The 17,765-nt window shown below is 59.8% G+C and carries 18 protein-coding genes and 1 tRNA gene; 9 read left to right on the top strand and 10 right to left on the bottom strand.

The features are described 5' to 3' along the window. Window positions 1–34 precede the first annotated feature (34 nt). The 7 genes from RV1423_RS06695 (at window position 35) to oxlT (ending at window position 7,297) form a co-directional block, all read left to right on the top strand. Window positions 35–877 (top strand): ABC transporter permease, encoded by an 843-nt coding sequence (locus RV1423_RS06695; RefSeq protein ID WP_034294665.1) that lies wholly within the window; start codon window positions 35–37, stop codon window positions 875–877. Next, window positions 874–1,653 carry an ABC transporter permease gene (locus tag RV1423_RS06690; protein ID WP_034294663.1) on the top strand — a complete coding sequence of 260 codons (780 nt, stop codon included), beginning with the start codon at window positions 874–876 and terminating at the stop codon, window positions 1,651–1,653. The genes RV1423_RS06695 and RV1423_RS06690 overlap by 4 nt, the downstream gene beginning before the upstream one ends. A 6-nt stretch (window positions 1,654–1,659) precedes the next feature. Next, on the top strand, window positions 1,660–2,676 hold the full coding sequence (locus RV1423_RS06685; RefSeq protein ID WP_034294661.1) for an ABC transporter ATP-binding protein: 1,017 nt from the start codon (window positions 1,660–1,662) through the stop codon (window positions 2,674–2,676). A 41-nt stretch (window positions 2,677–2,717) separates the two neighbouring features. Further along, entirely contained in the window at window positions 2,718–3,683 is a 966-nt protein-coding gene (locus RV1423_RS06680; RefSeq protein ID WP_034294659.1) for a nucleoside hydrolase, read from the top strand. 165 nt (window positions 3,684–3,848) lie between these two features. Beyond that, the gene (locus RV1423_RS06675; RefSeq protein ID WP_155835041.1) at window positions 3,849–4,931 is read left to right on the top strand and encodes an adenosine deaminase; all 1,083 of its coding nucleotides are present in this window, start codon (window positions 3,849–3,851) and stop codon (window positions 4,929–4,931) included. A gap of 140 nt (window positions 4,932–5,071) precedes the next feature. Continuing rightward, window positions 5,072–5,842 carry a GntR family transcriptional regulator gene (locus RV1423_RS06670; protein ID WP_034294653.1) on the top strand — a complete coding sequence of 257 codons (771 nt, stop codon included), beginning with the start codon at window positions 5,072–5,074 and terminating at the stop codon, window positions 5,840–5,842. 180 nt (window positions 5,843–6,022) lie between these two features. Then, on the top strand, window positions 6,023–7,297 hold the full coding sequence (gene oxlT / locus RV1423_RS06665) for an oxalate/formate MFS antiporter (RefSeq protein ID WP_034294650.1): 1,275 nt from the start codon (window positions 6,023–6,025) through the stop codon (window positions 7,295–7,297). Between the two features lie 31 nt (window positions 7,298–7,328). Here the strand turns inward: oxlT and RV1423_RS06660 are convergent, their stop codons facing one another. The 5 genes from RV1423_RS06660 to RV1423_RS06640 form a co-directional block, all read right to left on the bottom strand. Further along, the gene (locus tag RV1423_RS06660; RefSeq protein ID WP_034294647.1) at window positions 7,329–8,312 is read right to left on the bottom strand and encodes a bile acid:sodium symporter family protein; all 984 of its coding nucleotides are present in this window, start codon (window positions 8,310–8,312) and stop codon (window positions 7,329–7,331) included. Between the two features lie 102 nt (window positions 8,313–8,414). Beyond that, a complete protein-coding gene (locus RV1423_RS06655; RefSeq protein ID WP_034294644.1) occupies window positions 8,415–9,755 on the bottom strand; it encodes a 4Fe-4S binding protein in 1,341 nt (446 codons plus the stop codon). Window positions 9,756–9,812: 57 nt separating this feature from the next. Continuing rightward, window positions 9,813–10,685, bottom strand: coding sequence for an FTR1 family protein (locus tag RV1423_RS06650; RefSeq protein WP_034294641.1), 873 nt, complete (start codon window positions 10,683–10,685; stop codon window positions 9,813–9,815). 53 nt (window positions 10,686–10,738) lie between these two features. Continuing rightward, entirely contained in the window at window positions 10,739–11,086 is a 348-nt protein-coding gene (locus RV1423_RS06645) for a cupredoxin domain-containing protein (RefSeq protein WP_051516531.1), read from the bottom strand. Between the two features lie 102 nt (window positions 11,087–11,188). After that, window positions 11,189–11,731, bottom strand: coding sequence for an iron transporter (locus RV1423_RS06640; RefSeq protein ID WP_034294639.1), 543 nt, complete (start codon window positions 11,729–11,731; stop codon window positions 11,189–11,191). 432 nt (window positions 11,732–12,163) lie between these two features. Here RV1423_RS06640 and RV1423_RS06635 point away from each other — a divergent pair, with 432 nt between their 5' ends. Both RV1423_RS06635 and RV1423_RS06630 read left to right on the top strand, forming a co-directional pair. Then, window positions 12,164–12,739: a phosphonate degradation HD-domain oxygenase gene (locus tag RV1423_RS06635; protein ID WP_034294637.1), complete on the top strand. Its 576-nt coding sequence runs from the start codon at window positions 12,164–12,166 to the stop codon at window positions 12,737–12,739. 27 nt (window positions 12,740–12,766) lie between these two features. Further along, entirely contained in the window at window positions 12,767–13,579 is an 813-nt protein-coding gene (locus RV1423_RS06630; RefSeq protein WP_051516530.1) for an inositol monophosphatase family protein, read from the top strand. A gap of 6 nt (window positions 13,580–13,585) precedes the next feature. On the opposite strand, the gene RV1423_RS06625 is transcribed toward RV1423_RS06630, so the two are convergent. The 5 genes from RV1423_RS06625 to RV1423_RS06600 all read right to left on the bottom strand — a co-directional run. Then, window positions 13,586–13,816, bottom strand: a complete 231-nt coding sequence (locus RV1423_RS06625) for a hypothetical protein (RefSeq protein WP_034294635.1) — start codon at window positions 13,814–13,816, stop codon at window positions 13,586–13,588. 71 nt (window positions 13,817–13,887) lie between these two features. Next, a tRNA-Arg gene (locus tag RV1423_RS06620) sits at window positions 13,888–13,964 on the bottom strand. Window positions 13,965–14,013: 49 nt separating this feature from the next. Further along, window positions 14,014–14,442, bottom strand: a complete 429-nt coding sequence (locus RV1423_RS06615) for a CopD family protein (protein ID WP_034294634.1) — start codon at window positions 14,440–14,442, stop codon at window positions 14,014–14,016. A gap of 125 nt (window positions 14,443–14,567) precedes the next feature. Continuing rightward, on the bottom strand, window positions 14,568–15,017 hold the full coding sequence (gspG, locus tag RV1423_RS06610; RefSeq protein WP_051516561.1) for a type II secretion system major pseudopilin GspG: 450 nt from the start codon (window positions 15,015–15,017) through the stop codon (window positions 14,568–14,570). Between the two features lie 355 nt (window positions 15,018–15,372). Then, window positions 15,373–17,765 (bottom strand): RHS repeat domain-containing protein (locus RV1423_RS06600; RefSeq protein ID WP_034294630.1); only part of this gene is annotated, 2,393 nt, incomplete at its 5' end.

Below are 17,765 nucleotides of genomic sequence, written 5' to 3'. Positions count from 1 at the left end.
GTTATTGAAAAAGCAGTAAAGGGAGTTCAGGCCGATGTCGGTGCGTCAACAAAAATGGAACGGCGTCATGCTCGTCATGCCGGCGTTGATCTTTACGGTAGTGTGTTTCCTGCTGCCGGTGCTGGCCTTGCTGCTGGAGGCCTTCCGGGTGGATGCGCCGGCCGCGCATTGGGGATTCGAGCGTTTCATCGGTTTCTTTGCCGAACCGCTCAATCGCCAGGTATTCCTGCGCACCCTGCGCATCGCCGCGCTGGTGACCTTGTTCTCGGCGCTGCTGTCGTATCCGGCGGCGCAGGCCATCGTGCGCGTCGCGCCGCGCTATCGCGGCATGGTGCTGGGCATGATGATCCTGCCGCTGATGGTGTCGCCGATCGCCCGCACCTATGCCTGGATCGTCCTGTTCGGCCGCAACGGCGCGATCAATTCCGCCCTGCTGGCGCTGGGCCTGGCCGATGAGCCGCAGCGCCTGTTGTTCAGCGAAATGGCGGTGTTCGTCGGCCTGCTGCAACTGTTGCTGCCGCTGATGCTGATGTCGCTGGTCAGTTCGATGGAAAACCTGTCGCGCGACATCGCCCTGGCCGCCTCCACGCTCGGCGCCAACGCCTGGCAAGTCTTCACGCGCGTGACCTTGCCGTTGACGCAGGAAGGCCTGATCGTCGGCGGCACGCTGGTATTCACCGGCTGCGTGACCGCTTATGTCACGCCGGCGCTGCTGGGCGGCCCCAAGGTGCTGATGCTGGAGACGCTGCTGTACCAGAAGGTGAGCGTGGAAAGCGACTTCGGCACCGCCAATGTCATCGCCGTGGTGCTGGTCGCCATGACCATCGCCGTCAATGCCGGATTGAAACGCCTCTCTTCCAGCCGGAGCACCGTATGAAACAAGGCCTGTTCTCGCGCGCCATGCTGTGGCTGGTGTTCCTGTTCCTGCTGGGACCGTTCGTCATCGTGTTCCTGGCCGGCTTCAGCGCCGGCGACACGCTGGCGTTTCCGCCGACGTCATATTCATTGCGCTGGATTGTCGACGTGCTGGCGTCGGAGGAATTCCGGCGCGCTTTCCGAACCAGCCTCGAAATCGGCCTGCTGGCGACCGTCGTCGCGCTGCTGCTCGGCGTGCCGGTGGCCTACGCCATGTCGCGCATGCCGCCGCCGGGCATGGGCGTCATCAAACAGATACTGACGTCGCCGCTGATCATTCCGGCCATGCTGGTGGGACTGGGCTTGCTGCGCCATTTCGTGCTGGTGGCGGATGCGCCGGTGTTCCTCGGATTGCTGGTCGGCCATATCGGATTGCTCACGCCCTATGCGGTGCGCGTGGTCTACGCCAGCCTGATCAACCTGCGCGTCGACATCGAGGAAGCCGCCATCACGCTGGGCGCGTCGCGCCTGCAGACCTTCTTCCTGATCGTGCTGCCGAACATCCGCAGCGCCGTGATCGCCGCCTTTTTCCTGGCCTTCGTCACTTCGTTCAACCAGGTGCCGGTGTCGCTGTTCCTGACCGGCCCCGGCATCAGCACCCTGCCGATCGAGATGCTGGGCCATATGGAAAACAGTTTCGATCCGTCGATCGCGGCATTGTCGACCTTGCTGGTCCTGTTCACCATGGCCTTTGTGCTGGTGACCGAAAAGGTGCTGGGCATTTCAAAATATATGTGAGACACGATGAGTTATCTGGAACTACACCAACTGGCGCTCGGCTACGGCAAGAACAAAACCGCCGTGGACCGGCTGGACTTGGCGGTCGAGCAAGGCGAACTGATTTCGCTGCTGGGCCCGAGCGGCTGCGGCAAGACCACCACCATGCGCGCCATCGCCGGCCTGATCGACCTGCGCGCCGGCAGCATCATGCTGGATGGGCGCGACATCGGCCGCCTGCCGCCCAACAAGCGCAACATCGGCATGGTGTTCCAGTCGTATGCGCTGTTCCCGCATCTGAACGTGTTCGACAACGTCGCCTTCGGCCTGCGCCTGCGCAAGGTGGATGGCGCGAGCTTGCGCGACAAGGTTGAGCGCGTCATCGCGGCGGTCGGCCTGAGCGGCTTCGAGGCGCGCCTGCCGGCGCAGATGTCGGGCGGCCAGCAACAGCGCGTGGCGCTGGCGCGCGCGATCGTGATCGAACCCAAGTTGCTGCTGCTCGACGAACCATTATCGAACCTCGACGCCAAACTGCGCGTGCAGATGCGCGCCGAACTGCGGCGCATCCAGCGCGAACTCGGCATCACCATGCTGTACGTCACGCACGATCAGGAAGAGGCGCTCGCGCTGTCGGACCGCATCGTGGTGATGAACGCCGGCAAGATCGAGCAGATGGATGTCCCGGAAAACATATTCAATGCTCCGCGCACCCGCTTCGTCGCCAATTTCATGGGTTTTGAAAACCTGTTCGACTACCGCGACGGCTTCCTGCACGGGGAAGGCGGACGCCTGCCGTTCGCGATGGCGCCGCCGGCCGGCACGGTCTGCGTCGGCTGGCGTCCGGAACGCGTCGCCGTCGGCGCCGGTCCGTATAGCGGCAGCGTATTGTCGCGCGGCTTCCTCGGCGATTCGGTGGAATATCTGTTGCAAACGCCGGTCGGTCCCGTCAAGGGCAGCGCCAGCGCCGGGGCCGCGCAATGGCGCGAGGGCGATAGCGTCGACTTTGCCCTGCCGGCGGACCAGGCCCTGCTCTTGCAGGCCTGACGACAAAAAACATCCGATTCAATAGCAGGCAAGAACACACCATGCAAAAAATATGGCTCGATACCGACCCTGGCTTTGACGACTGGCTCGCCATGCTGCTGCTGTCGGCCAATCTCGACGTCGAATGGCTGGGCGTGTCGGTCGTGGCGGGCAATGCGCCGCTGGCGACGACTTACGACAACGCCTTGCGCATCAAGAAGCACTATCACCTCGACGTGCCGGTCTACGCCGGTTGCGAAGCGCCGCTCAACGGCGCGATGGAAACCGCGCAGTGCATCCTGGGCGACAGCGGTATGTCGACTACCGGAGATCCCTTGCCGGTGGTCGACATCCGCCAGTCCGAAACGGAGCAGGAGCAGCAGCAAAAGCGCAGTCCGCTGCCGCACGCGGTCGATGCCCTGATCGAAGCGGTGCGCCGCCATCCCGGCGAACTCACGCTGATGTGCATCGCACCGCTGACCAACATCGCCACCGCCCTGCAGCGCGCGCCCGATATCGCTGCGCAGATCAGGGAGATCATCCTCATGGGCGGTTCCGCCGATCAGGGCAATCACACGGCGGCGGCGGAATTCAACATCTACGCTGATCCCGAAGCCGCCGATGCGGTCTTCAATGCCGGCGTGCCGCTGCGCATGTTCGGCCTCAACCTGTGCCGGCAATTGCTGGTGACCTCCGCGGAAGTACGGCAGGTGCGCGCGCTGGGCACCATGCGCGCCAAATGGCTGGCGGGCTATTTCGACGCCTACCTGCGCATCCGCAGTCCGGACGCTTCGGTGCCGATGCCGATGTACGACCCGGCGGTGGCGATCTACCTGCGCCGTCCCGAACTCTTCAGCTTCAAGCCGGCGCGCGTGGATATCGAATTGCAGGGAAAACTGACGCGTGGCATGACCGTGTGCGAGTTTCGCGTGCCGCGCCGCGCTGCGGCCAATGCCGAGGTCGCCATGACGGTCGACGGCCCCAGCGCGATGGCGTGCATGATGCAGGAGCTGCTCGGCACCCTGTAGCTGAACGCGGGCAACCCGACGAATACCGATTGACGGGCCGGCTTTGCCATGGACATGGCGGCGGCCGTCCCTTTGCATACAGATGGAATTCAAGCTTTATGAGAACAAAGAATGCTTCTGTCGCGGCCTTGCGCGCGACCGTTATTTCCCGTCCGGAGCATGATCATGCCTGACCACAATATCGTTGCGGAGGACACCCTGAATCTGGAACAGTTCGTCCGCGCCATCCCCAAGATGGAGTTGCATTGCCATCTGTTCGGCGCGGTGCGGCGGCAGACCTTCGTCGACTTGTCGGTCAAGGCCGGCAACCGCATCTCGCATGAAGAGATCGATGCCTTCTACACGCGCGGAGAAAAACCGGTCGGCGTCCTGCGCGTGTTGCGCGCGCTGGACGCCCATCTGATCCAGGGACCGGTGGATCTCCATCGCATCACCTACGAATACCTGGAAGACGTGCACAACCACGGCGTGCGCTATACCGAGTTTTTCTGGAATCCGACCGGCACGGTGCGCGTGTCCGGCATCGGCTATGCCTCGGCGCAGGCTGCCATCGTGCTGGCGATTCGCGATGCGCTACGCGACTTCGGCGTGATCGGCCGGCTGATTCCCAGCATCGACCGCGAGGCCAGTCCCGACGAGGCTGTCGCCATGGTCGGATGGATGCGCGAGCATCGCCAGCCGGAAGTGATCGGCATCGGCATGGACTACCGCGAGAACGACCGGCCGCCGGAACTGTTCTGGAAGGCCTATCGCGACGCCCGCGCCGCCGGTTTCAGAACGACCGCGCATGCCGGCGAATTCGGCATGCCCTGGCTGAACGTGGAAAGCGCCATCGAATTATTGAAAGTCGACCGCATCGACCACGGCTATACCGTGATCGACAATCCGGCGTTCCTGGAAAAATGCGTGAAGATGAACAAGATATTCACGGTGGTGCCTACCAACTCCTACTATCTGCGCACGCTCGATCCGCAACGCTGGGCGCTCGATCATCCGATCCGCGCCATGGTGCGCGCGGGCCTGCGCGTCCATCCGAACACCGACGATCCGACCTTGCATCTGGTTACGCCCACGCGCGCCTGGCTGATGATGATGGAGTTCGGTTTCGGCATCGACGACATGCGCGGCTTCATGCTCAACGGACTGGACGGCGCCTGGATCGAGGATGACCTGCGGCAGCGCTGGCGTCTCGAATGGAGCGCCGACTTCGACACCCTGCGCAGCAAACTGACGGTGCAGGAAGGATAAATCCCTGCGGCAACACGGCGGCGAACATCCGCGCACCAGACCCGCATCGCTTGCGATACCATTGACGGCATTCAAACTCATTTCATACATAGCCGCAGCCCTCGCCCGTTGTGCGGGTCTGATATGCCGGCCGCCACCGCATGAAACCGACAACATCGCCGCCCCCTGCCGCTGAACCTGTCCGGCGCCCCGCCGTCCGACTGGCCGAAGCCGTCTATGAAAAACTGCGCGACGACATTTTCGCTTTCCGCCTGCTGCCGGGCGACCGCTTTGCCGAGAACGATGTCGCCGAGCGCCTGCAAGTCTCGCGCACGCCAGTACGCGAGGCGCTGATGCGATTGCAGAGCGAAGGACTGGTGCGCGGTTACTTCCGCAACGGTTGGGAAGTCGTGCCGATCGATTTGTCGCGCTTTGCCGCACTGTACGATTTGCGGGAAATGATCGAGCTGCATGCGGTGCGCCGGATCTGCGAGTCGCCTCAGGCGGGACCGGCGCGCGAGGCGCTGCTGGCGCAGTCTGCCGCCGTCTGGCGGGTCGCGCCGGCACAGCGGCTGAAAGACGGGCTGGCCGTGGCCGTGCTGGATGAAGGCTTTCACCTGGCGCTGGTCGCGGCCGCAGGCAATCCCGAGACCGACGCCGTCTACCGGCAGGTCACCGAGCACATCCGCATCATGCGGCGCCTCGACTTCGCCTACGGCGACTGCATCGCCGACACCTACAACGAGCATGTCGCGATCCTCGATGCGATTGCCGCGGGCGACACCGCCCGCGCCGGCGCGCTGACCGAACGACACATCAAGGACAGCCATGCCGTCGTCCAGCAAATCACCATCGACCGGCTCGAACTGGTCCGCACCGAGATGGCACAACATCCCTCCGCGGCACCCTCGCGGCGCAAGCGCTTCGGCTAAAGCCGCGCATTCGGCACGCATTTAGTGCGGTCGCCGCCGCACGACGCCGCCCTTCCACTCCCGGACTGAACGCATTACCCAATGGCACGGATTCTGCTTTCGTTTTCGCGAAATTTATGCATACATAAATTTGCAACATCGACAAGACGCCCCGTTCCCCCTTCACCCAGGAGAAAACGCATGACCACTCTGACCGATACCTCAGCGCCCTCCAGCGCGCAGGGGCTGCTCCAGAACCGCTGGTTCCAGTTGCTGATCAGCCTGATTTGCATGATGGCGATTTCCAGCCCGCAATACGTATGGACGCTCTTCACCAAGCCGCTCTCGGCCAAGCTCGGCGTGCCGCTGTCGGAGCTGCAGATCACCTTCTCGATGCTGATCGTCTTGCAGACTTTCTTTTCGCCGTTCCAGGGCGGGCTGATCGAACGCTTCGGCGCGCGCCGCCTGATTTCCATCGGCACCGTCATGTCCGGCCTGAGCTGGGTGCTGGCTTCGCAAGCCTCCAGCATCGGCATGCTCTACCTCAGCTACGGCCTGGTCGGCGGACTCGGCACCGGCATCGTGTATGTGGGCGTGGTCGGCCAGATGGTGCGCTGGTTCCCCGATCGCCGCGGCTTCGCGGTCGGCATGGTGGCTGCCGGCTACGGCATGGGCGCGATCCTGACGACCTTCCCGATTTCGTCCGCGCTCGCCGGCCAGGGCCTGGAAAGCACGCTGTGGCAATTCGGCCTGATCTTCGCGCTGATCGGCGTCGTCGCCTCGCAAGCGCTGCGCTCGCCCGATCCGATGCTGGCGCAGCCGGCGACGCTCATCGCGCAAGCCACCGGCCGCGACCTGGCGCCGCGCCAGATGCTACGCACGCCGCTGTTCTGGCTGATGTTCTGCATGATGACCATGATGTCGACCTCGGGCCTGATGGTGACGTCGCAAATGGCCAGCTTCGCGCGCGACTTCGGCGTCGCCGGCGTGATGGTGTTCGGCCTCGCCGCGCTGCCGCTGGCGCTGACCATCGACCGTCTGACCAATGGCTTGACGCGCCCGTTCTTCGGCTGGGTGTCGGATCACTTCGGCCGCGAGAACACCATGTTCTTCGCCTTCGCGCTGGAAGGCATCGCCATGGCGCTGTGGCTCATGACGCGCGAGAATGCGGTGCTGTTTGTGCTGCTGTCGGGCGTGGTGTTCTTCGGCTGGGGCGAGATATTTTCATTGTTCCCGTCAACGCTGACCGATACCTTCGGCACGCGCAACGCGACCGCCAACTACGGCTGGCTGTATATTTCCCAGGGCATCGGATCGATCCTCGGCGGACCGCTGGCGGCGCTGATGCATGAGAAGACCGGCAGTTGGCATCCGGTGTTCGGAACGGCCATTACGCTGGATATCATCGCTGCGGTGCTGGCGCTGGTGGTGTTGAAACCCTGGCGCAAACGTTATCTGGCGCAAGTGGCAAAGTAGGCTCTTCTATGCGCTTGCTGGCCGATGACAATCATGCTGCGGATTTGCGCTCCTCCGGCCGCCGTCCGTAACGCTGCGCCAGTACCGCACAGACCATCAACTGAATCTGGTGGAACAGCATCAGCGGCAGCAGCACCATGCCGACGGTCTGACTGGCGAACAATACTTTCGCCATCGGCACGCCGCTGGCGAGGCTTTTCTTGGAACCGCAAAAGACGATGGTGATTTCATCTTCCTTGTTGAAACCCAGGCGGCGGCTGCCGAAGGTCGTCAGCGTCATGATGATCCCCAGCATCAGGGCGCTGATCACGATCAGGCCGATCAGCATGCTCGCCGGCACTTGGCGCCAGAGGCCTTGATTGACGGCTTCGCTGAACGCCACATACACCACCAGCAAGACCGAGCTTTGGTCCACCCAACGCAGCCAGGACTTATTCTTGCCCATCCAGGCGCCGATCCACGGACGTGCAATCTGGCCTGCCAGGAAGGGCAGGAGCAACTGATAGACGATCTTCAGGATGGAATCCAGCGAGGAATGCTGGGCATTGTGCGCCACGACGATGAGGCTGACCATCAGCGGCGTGAGGAAGATGCCCAGCAAATTGGAGGCGGACGCGCTGCAAATGGCTGCCGGCACGTTGCCGCGCGCCACCGCCGTAAAGGCGATCGACGATTGCACTGTCGATGGCAGCACGCACAGGAACAGGATGCCCAGATACAGGTCGGGTGTGATCACGAGCAGCAACGCCGGCTTTAAGAGCAGACCGAGCAAGGGAAAAACGGCGAAGGTGCACAGCAGCACCGTCAAATGCAGACGCCAGTGCACCATGCCCGCAACCACCGCCTCGCGCGACAGCTTGGCGCCATGCATGAAGAACAGCAGGCCGATCATGAACGTCGTGAGCCAGTCGAAAGCGACGGCGGTCTGGCCGGTACAGGGGAACAGGCTTGCGGTGATGACAACCGCCAATAGCATCAGGGTCAGGTTGTCCGGCAAAAAACGAGGGCGCGTCATAGGGATGATTGCAGCTTGTTCTGGAAGAAGATCCGCTTCGGACCGAGCCGGCTATTTTACGCCAGTCCGGCCGCCCTCACCCGCGGCGATGCCAAGCCGGCCTCACCAGATCCAGAACATCAGGAGCCAGGCATAGTTCACCAGCGCGAGCGCGCCGATCACCGGCAGCATGGCCAGCAAACGCTGCGGAACTGCCTTGGTGTGCTGGCCGATGACCTTCCAGGCCAGCAGGACGCTCCATAACGTCGTCACCGTCAGCAAGGCGGCGCGCACGTCATTGGCCCAGTCCACCGGCCAATGCTCGGCCCGCAACAGGCTGATGGTGGTGGCCGAGAGGCCGACGAAGACGCCGCAGCCGGCCAGGGGAATAGCTGATTGCACGAGGTGATTGAAGCGGGAACGATTCCATTTGCCGAGCATCAGGTTGCTGATGGCGAACAACGCGGTCAGCGAGGTTCCCAGGACCAGCGCCGTGCCCGTGATGTAGGACACCACCATGGCGCCGTCCAGCCAACTGAAGACATCGCTTTGTTGCGGATAATTGGTCAGGAGCCACCACGGCGCATTGGTGGCGAACGGCCACATGATGTCGCGATCGATCAGCCAGGCAGCGACGAATTGCTTGGCCTGGACGAACCAGGGGCTGGCGCTCCAGTGGAAGGCGCCGATGGCGATGCCGAACAGGCCATACAGCACTAGCGCGCTTTCCCACAAATTGTTGTTGGTGCGGCCGACCTTGACGATCTCGACGGTCGGTGCGCGCCATGTCAGGGCGATAGCGTCGCGATGACCGCTGCAACGGCCGCACATATGGCAGTCCGATGCGCCTTTCATGTTGCGCAAAGGAACCAGCGGCGCGCAGTTGACGGCGATGGTCTTCTTGCCATGGGTGTCGTAGGAAGCGCGCCAGGCGTCTTCGTTGACCTTGTAGTGGAACGGCGCAAGCTTGGCCAGCAGGCCGAACACGCCGTTGACCGGGCACAGGTATTTGCACCAGACGCGCTTTTCTCGGCCGTACAGGTAACCGACGATCATGGCGCCCATCGTGGAGCCGCCGAGTACCAGCAACACGGCCTTGGGGTATTGGTAAACGCTGACCATCTGGCCGTAGATGGTGGTCAGCGCAAACGCCACGAAGGGCCAGCCGCCCCAACGCATCCAGTGCGGAATTGACTTGCCCTTGCCGAACTTGCTGGCGAATTCCGTCAATGCGCCTTCAGGACACAATACGCCGCACCACACCCGCCCCATCAGCACCATGCTGACCAGCACGAACGGCCACCAGATACCCCAGAAGCAGAACTGCGCAATCAGGGTCAGGTTGGACCAGATATGCGCGGTCTCGTCGGGCAGCGGCAGAAAAATGGGAACGAGGATGAGAAAGGCGTACAACAATACGACGATCCACTGGACACCGCGGATCAATGCGCCGTGGCGGCGCATCCAGTCTCCCGTACGCGCCAGTCGGGTGTTGGGGAGCGTCCAGGTGCTCATATCGTTCTATGCCGCTTGCTTGTTATTGGCTTGCGGTTTCTTCGACCGACCGAGCGCGGACGATACCCCAAGCCAATATATGACATAAATTGCAACGCTCATCAGCGCCGGGTGGGCGCGATAACCCGTCAGCGTCGACACCAGGCTGCCGAAAGTGCTCGAATCGTCGAGCAGCCAACTGGTATCCCATACCGGTACCGTCAGACTGGAAACAAAGCCGAGCGAAGAGAACCAGTCCGAACTTTCCAGCAGCAGGTCCACCAGCTTCTCGAGGCCGGTCAGGAGCAGTCCGGCCGCCAGCAACAGCAGGATGATCTCGGTGACCTGGAAAAAACGGCGCCAGGAAAAGATTTTTCCGCCCAGTTGCAGCAGATAAAAGGTCAGGAACGCGAGGCCGAAACCCAGTGCGCCCGCAAAGATCAACGCGCCGCGGCTGGCATCCTGCTGGCCCATGCCGATGCCGTACAGGAAGACTGCCGTTTCGCTGCCCTCGCGCGCAATCGCCAGCGCCACCAGCAGGAAAACGCCCCACCAGTTGCCGGTTTCATAATTGGCTTGCAGGGAGCTTTCCATTTCCTTCTTGAGCGTGCGGCCGTGCTTGCGCATCCAGAACACCATTTGCACAATCAGCGCCGCAGCAATCAGCACCATGCCGATCTGGAAATAGGTCTGCGCGTCGCCCGACAACAATTCGCTGAATCCAAGCAAGGCCGCGCCCAGCGCCACGGCAATAATGACGCCGGCGACGACGCCGGCCCACAGATAAGGCAGACCGCGACGCGCGGCGATGTCGCCGTTCTTCAGCCAGGCATGCAAGATGCCAACCACCAGCAAGGCCTCGACGCTTTCACGCCAGACGATAAATAGCACCTGCCCCATTACATCCCTTTCAATTGCATATGACTGACTTGCTTCCTGGCCCTCTTCCCGGCTTATTTGGCGACGATCGCGCCTTGCGGCATGTTCAGGTGGAAGTCATCGAAAAACTTGTATTCTCCCGGACGCAGCGGCGCGATCACGACGAAAGATTGCGCGCCCGGCGCCAGGACTTTTTCCTTGCGCAATTCGACGCTTTCAAATTCGGCTGCAGTCTTGCCGACGTTGTGGATTTCAATTTTGATGCGCTGCCCGGCGGGGACTTCGATGCGCGCCGGGTTGAATTTTCCGTCCGACATGTCGAGCCTGAAAGTCTGCAAATCTGCGGCAAACGCAGTTGCGGCAGACAGCGTGCAGGCCAGGCCGATCAAGCCGGCCGTGAATTGCAATTTACGCAAGGACATCCATTGCTCCCAGACTACCTACCCGGCCTTGCAGAAAACAAGGCCTTGTCAATTCGGCATGCGCCGTAAAAGGCCCATGCCCCTCATCACCAGTACGGCAGATCAGTAGCCGCCCTTTTTGCCGACGCCGGCGAAGGTGAAGTCGTAGCTCAGTTCAAATGGCTTGAACCATGCGCCCACACCGGTTTCCTTGTCGACGTGGCGGCCGAAATGCGCATGCTCGTTGGCTGATGGCGGCGAGATGGTCAGCTTCAATTTGTACTTGCCCGGACCGTCGAGCTTGACGTTGTCGCCGTAGTGAGGACCGTCGCTGGCGACCATCGGCATCATGTCGCCCTTGATGACCTTGGTCGAACCGGCCTTGGTCAGTTCGAACTTGATGACCAGGTACGGCATCCAGTCGCCTTCGGCAAAGCCGTTGGGATTCTTGGCGACTGCGCGGATGTCGGCTTCCAGGTGGACGTCCGACTCTTCCGCCTTGCGCATCATGCCGTCCGGTTCCATTTTGATCGGTTGCAGGTAAACCGCGCTGACTTCCATGCCGTTTTGAATCTGCGGTTTGCCGATGGGATATTCGGCTGCGCCGGCAGCGGACATCGCTGCGAACATGGCGGCGGCAACTGCTATTTTCTTGATACCGATCATAGGATTTCTCTCCGACTGATTAGATGATAATGATTACTATTATTGTAGCATCATCTGAGAGAATACGTGTCCGCCTGACGTGAAAATACCGGGAGAAACCGGCCAAAAACGCCGGCGGAGACCATGACGGCCAATAAAAAACCCGCACCTTTCGGCGCGGGTTGAAATCTAATTCAGGGGATGAATTAGAGGGGGGAATCCACAAGATATACCCCGCTATGAATGCTTCCCACTCCTCTTACAAAGTGTTACGGATATTAACAAGTCGTAATGATCTAATAAGCAGACAAGGGTTATGGACCAGCCTTCTTGTGCGAAGCGAGCGCGTTGCGGTCATGAAACTGTCACAATACCGCAGCCTTGCTCCCTCTATCATGTCGGCTTTATGCGCTTTTGCATAGAAACGGCTCCCTACTCTTCAGGACTGAAACCATGGCCTTGAACCTGCATGACATCGACCGGCTGTTTCGCCGGCACGGCCACACCCAATATACCGGCGAACCCGTCACGCAGTTGGAACACGCACTGCAAACCGCCGCCCTGGCCGAACAGGAAAACGCCGCGCCGGCGTTGATTGCGGCCAGCCTGCTGCACGATCTCGGCCATATGCTGGAAGAGAGCGACGATGCGCACGATACCCATGACGTCCACGCTACGCCGACCATGGCAGGCATCGATGATCTGCACCAGTACCGCATCCTGCCCTTCCTGCGCTCCTTGTTCGATGACGACGTACTGGCGCCGATTCGCCTGCACGTCGACGCCAAGCGCTACCTGTGCGCGACCGATCCCGCGTATTTTTCAACGCTTTCGGCCGACTCGGTGCGAAGCCTGCAATTGCAAGGCGGCGTCTTCGACGAACGGCAAGCCACCGCCTTCATTGCGCTGCCGTATGCAGCCGACGCCGTTCGCTTGCGGCGCTGGGACGACCTTGCCAAGAAGGCCGACTTTGCGACGCCGGACTATGCGCATTTTTCGCGCTATCTGGAACGCTGCGCGCACAACTGAACCATCCTGTCTGTCGGGGGAGTTCCCATGACCGCATTCCTGCCGCCTGCTCCGTTTTTCACCAAGGCCGCCGAGCCTGCGCAATTGCAGGAGTTTCACGCCTTCATCGGCGAACTCTGCAAGATCAGCGGCGCCATCATCCGCGGTCATTACCTGAGCGGCACGGCGGTCGAATCAAAATCCGACCAGTCGCCGGTCACTGCCGCCGACCGCGACACCGAGCAGGCGCTCAGGGCCGCGATCATGGCCCGCTATCCGCAGCATGGCATCATCGGCGAAGAATTCGGCGCCCACCAGCAGGACGCCGAATATTGCTGGGTCCTCGATCCCATCGACGGCACCAAGGCGTTCGTCACCAATTGCTACATCTTCGGCACGCTGATTTCCGTCATGCATCAGGGACGGCCGATCGTCGGCGCCCTGCACAGTCCGCTGATGGAACACCTGCTGATCGGCACCGTCCACGGCGCCACGCTCAATGGCAAGCCGGTCGGCATGCGCGCCTGCACGGATATCGGCGACGCCATGCTGCTGGCAACCGACCATTGGGACATCTTCAAGCACCACGACGGCCCGGCCTTCGAACGCCTGTCGCGCCGCACGCGCCTGTATCGCGGCTGGGGAGACTGCCACGGCTACTTCCAGTTGGCCACCGGCGGCGCCGACATCATGCTTGATCCGGTCCTGAAGATATGGGACATCATGTCCATCGTCCCCATCATCGAAGGCGCCGGCGGGCGCATCACCGACTGGCAAGGCAACAGCCCGTTAGACGCCACCTCCGTCGTGGCGACGGCGGGCGGCCTTCACGACGAAGTATTGCGGGCGTTGAACCCCTGAGGGCCATCAAAGCGGATTCTGATCGATCCATTCGGCGCAAAAATCGAGGATGTAGGCGACGGCATCGTCTTCGCTGGCAAACTCCGTCGTCGGCAGTTCGCGCACATAACGGGTTTCGCCGCTGCCGTCGTAACCGGCCTTGATGACGAAGCAGGCAGCATATTGCCCGTTGCCCTGCAACGCCACTTGCGGAAAGACGGCGTGCCCTTTGTAGGGAAATTTACTGGCTGAATTCATGAAGAACTCCACTGTTTGAAGCTGCGGTCAAAAAACAAAAGGGCCCGTCTTTCGACGGACCCTTTTCATTTTGGTGCGGCTGGCAGGAATCGAACCCACGACCCCTTGGTTCGTAGCCAAGTACTCTATCCAGCTGAGCTACAGCCGCAAGAGGCGCGATTATATAGGGATTTTGAAATACTGCAAACTGTTTTTGCTCAGAAAGGCTTGAGCACCACCATCACTGCAATGACGAGGACGGCGGCAATGGTCAGCACGCCGGAATTTTTCAGCAGCGCGGAGGCGCCCTGCCCCGGCGCATCGCCCAGGCGGCGCAGATAGCCCGACTGGATGCCGTGCAAGGCCGACAGCAGCAGCGCGAAGACAAGTTTCACCGCCAGCCAGCCGGACGTATGCCAGGCGCCGAAATAAACCAGCGCCACGCCCAACACCCACGCCAGACTGATCGCCGGCGAAGTGACGTGCCGGTTCCAGCGGCGAACCGCCAGCAACAGCCGCATCTCGGCGGCGGCGTAGCCGGACGTTGCCTTCGGCAGCGTCGGCAAAACCAGCGCCATGATCAGCATGCCGCCAATCCAGGTCACGACCGATGCGACATGGAATGCCTTGATCCATAGATACATCATGCGGGGACCTCCTGTGCCTGGTTGCGTTTGGGATAGGCTCCCAAAAGATAAATCCCGATTATTTCCTTATTCACATCTGATTGAGTTGGAATTGCATACATCAGGGAGACAGCCACGGCAAAACATCACCAGTTGGTCACGTCCGCATCCTCCCCTTCGCCGCCGGCTTTGCCGTCGCGGCCGTAAGACAAAATGTCGTAGTCGCCGTGCTCGCCGGGGAAACGGTAAATATATGCGTGCTGCCATGGGTCTTGTGGCAACGCCTTTTTCAGATACGGCCCTTGCCATCTGGTCTCACCCGCTGGTTGCTTCATCAGCGCGTCGAGGCCTTGCTCAGTTGCCGGATAGTGGCCCGTGTCGAGGCGATAGACTTCGAGGGCTTTTTCGAAGGCGTCGATTTGGGCACGGGCGGCTTTGATTTCGGATTTGTCGATTTGGGCGAAGTAGCGGGGGGCGACATAGCCGGCCAGCAATCCAATGATGACCATTACGACCAATAGCTCTAACAAGGTAAAACCACTCTCTCCCACAATTCCCGCTGAAGATTTATGTTCAGAGGAAATTTTCAACACCATAAATTTATGCATCTCATTTAGACCTTGAGTGGGTAATCAAATTCCACCTCTGCTTACAACATACCCGACCCAGATTGCATGTCCCAACAGAAGTATTGCAAATCCCCAAAAAACTAATTTGAACATTTTAAAAAAAGAAGGAGTCAGCCATTGGAGCTCATTTAAAACCCAGCGCAATGCGATGACTAAAACGATCACATTAAGAAACCAACTGAATCCCCATGGGGCGAAGAACAAGAATGCAAATGTATCGTTACTTAAGATTTGACTAAAAAAAAAGTCTTTACCGAAGATTATTACGCTGACTATCCCTAAGAAAATACATACAACAGCTAGTTTTCGCAGAATCATATATTTAACGTACGGGCTTTAACGGTATCGGATTTTCCATTCCTGGTACACGGAATCCTTTCGATGCTGCTTCCAATTGTATTACGTATCTAAACCCACTATTGGGGGCCGCGGCATCGACAACCCCTCCAGCAAAACTGTTACTGTTATAGCCGCCATTCAGATTGTTACCGCCGTATCGGAGAGAAGGGAATGAATACAGCAAGTTATCTTTATATTGAGCTGCGGCGGTTTTTAAATCAGTTGCAAATTCTGCCATGGTACTTCCGTCAGTAGGACTCAAATTTATAGAAAATGCATCCCCATTGTTTGCACCATTCGAACGACCTTCCAAACGCCCGTTGCCATTTGAATATCCAGGTTGACCTTCAAGTACTGCAAAATCATAACCACCTGTAATCTGTATTTCGGTATGTGCAAAGTCCAATAGAGGTGCAACACGATTACCAGACGCAGTTACTTTCATCGCATCGGAACCACACATTCTTGTATGGCCACACTCATTAAACATATAGGCAAAGGCGGCTGTCAAAGCGCCATTTTCAAACTTCCCTCCGCCAAGAATAGATGCTGTACCGCCAATGACGGCTCGGATGGCAACATTGGCTGCAAAATTACCTTGAAGCTCAGGTATATTCCCTCCGACTCCTTGCGCAAAACCCGCTGCCACCGCACCTGATGCACAATTCCCTCCAAACGCAGAACTTGTGGCGCAACCCGCCAATGCATGAACTGCGGTACGACCAAGACTGCCTGCGCCCCATCCCGCGCCCTGCACATCAGCAAAACTACCCGCACCATAAAAGACCGCCCCTGTAATACCACCTTGTATTGCTGCTCTAAAATCCCCGCCACTACCGGCAAATGCGCCTGCCGCGCCCCCCATGATTGAGTTACTCAACCCCAACGATGATGTCCCCATAGCTCCATACGATGGTGCCATGGCGGTGCCATAGTTATAGTAGCCAGTGAAATAAGCCACGGCCACAGTGACAGCAATACGCCCCACAGTACTACTTAAAACCCCCTTCACTGCATCACGTACCCCCCTGAAGATCCCCCCCAAGCTAAAGTAGCCTGTTGGGTCCGTTAAGCTCAGCGGATTGTTAAACACATAGGCGTAACGGTTATAGCTCTGCAAGTTATCCGCCGCCTGGATATACGGATCAGCACTCATGAACCGCCCAATGGCCGGATCATAAATCCGCCCGTTCATGTGGATCAGCCCCAGTTCCTCCAGATGCTCATGGTTCGTAAAGCCGCGATCCGTATTGACGCCAACTACCGTGCCTGCATTGTCCGTATTGCCTTCCGGGAAACGACGCTTACCAAACGGCTCATACGCCAATCTCTCGATTGCATTGCCCTGCTCGTCCGTGATCGTCGTCGTCGAGCCCAGTTGATCGCGATGCATATAACGGATCGTCTGTGTCGTGCCTGTTTGCTTAATTAAAGCAATGACCTGACCACCCGCCGTAATGAACTGTTTGTGTTCGATCGTCCCGTCGGTCTTGATGTCCTTCTCATAGAACAAGCCGCCGGTATTGTCCGGGTGCAGGTAGATCGTGGTGGCTGCCGGTGCAATCTGTTTTACACGCTGATGTTCAGGACCGTAAGCAAACGCCAGGCTGATGCCCGGGGCGCCAATCGCCTGCGGCATGCCGAAGCTGGTGTACACCTCGCTTCTTCCCCGGTCGGCGATGACCTGGCCGGCGCTGTCGATCGCTACTTCTGCTATTAATGATCCATTGGCGTCGTAGCTGTATTGCAGCTTGCCGCCATGGATGAAGTTCAGCTCCTTCAGGGCATGCGGCCTGTCGTTCGCATTGCCATAGGCATACGTCCCCATGTCGCTGCGGTTGGTGATGTTGCCCAGGCTGTCGTAGGTGTAGTTGGTGCTCGACAGACCTGCTGCCGGTGAATTCACTACCGCATTGGTCAATCTGTTGAGGCTGTCGTACAGGAAGGTTTCCGTCAGGTTCTGGTTGCCGTCGCTGCGGCTGACCAGATTGCCCAGGTAGTCATAGGCGTAGCTGAAGTTCTGCACGCTGTTGCCGGCGCCGGCGTAGATGTTCTTCAGCCGTCCTGTCGTCGCTTCAAACACTTGCTGTGTCACGACGTTGTTGCCGTAGGTCTGTTGCAGCAACTGGCCCAGGGCGTTCTGCGTGTCGGCGCGCCACAGCAAGGCGTTGGTCTGGTTGTTTCTGACTTCTTTTAGGTAGCCCAGGCTTGTGTAGACATATTGCACTGTCAGGCCGGTCGGGTACGTGATGGTGTTGATGCGGCCGTTGGCGTCATAGGTGGCGCTGTTGGTGTAGGCCGTGTCGATTGTGGTCGTTGTGCTGCTGCCGCGGCCCAGGCTGTCGTAGGTATTGGTCTTGAGGTAGCCGTTGTCGG

Origin of the sequence: Herbaspirillum sp. RV1423, from assembly GCF_000577615.1 — a bacterium.
Taxonomy (GTDB): Bacteria; Pseudomonadota; Gammaproteobacteria; order Burkholderiales; family Burkholderiaceae_D; genus Herbaspirillum.
Note: the sequence above shows the minus strand (reverse complement) of the source record. Positions and strands in the feature narration are given on the sequence as shown.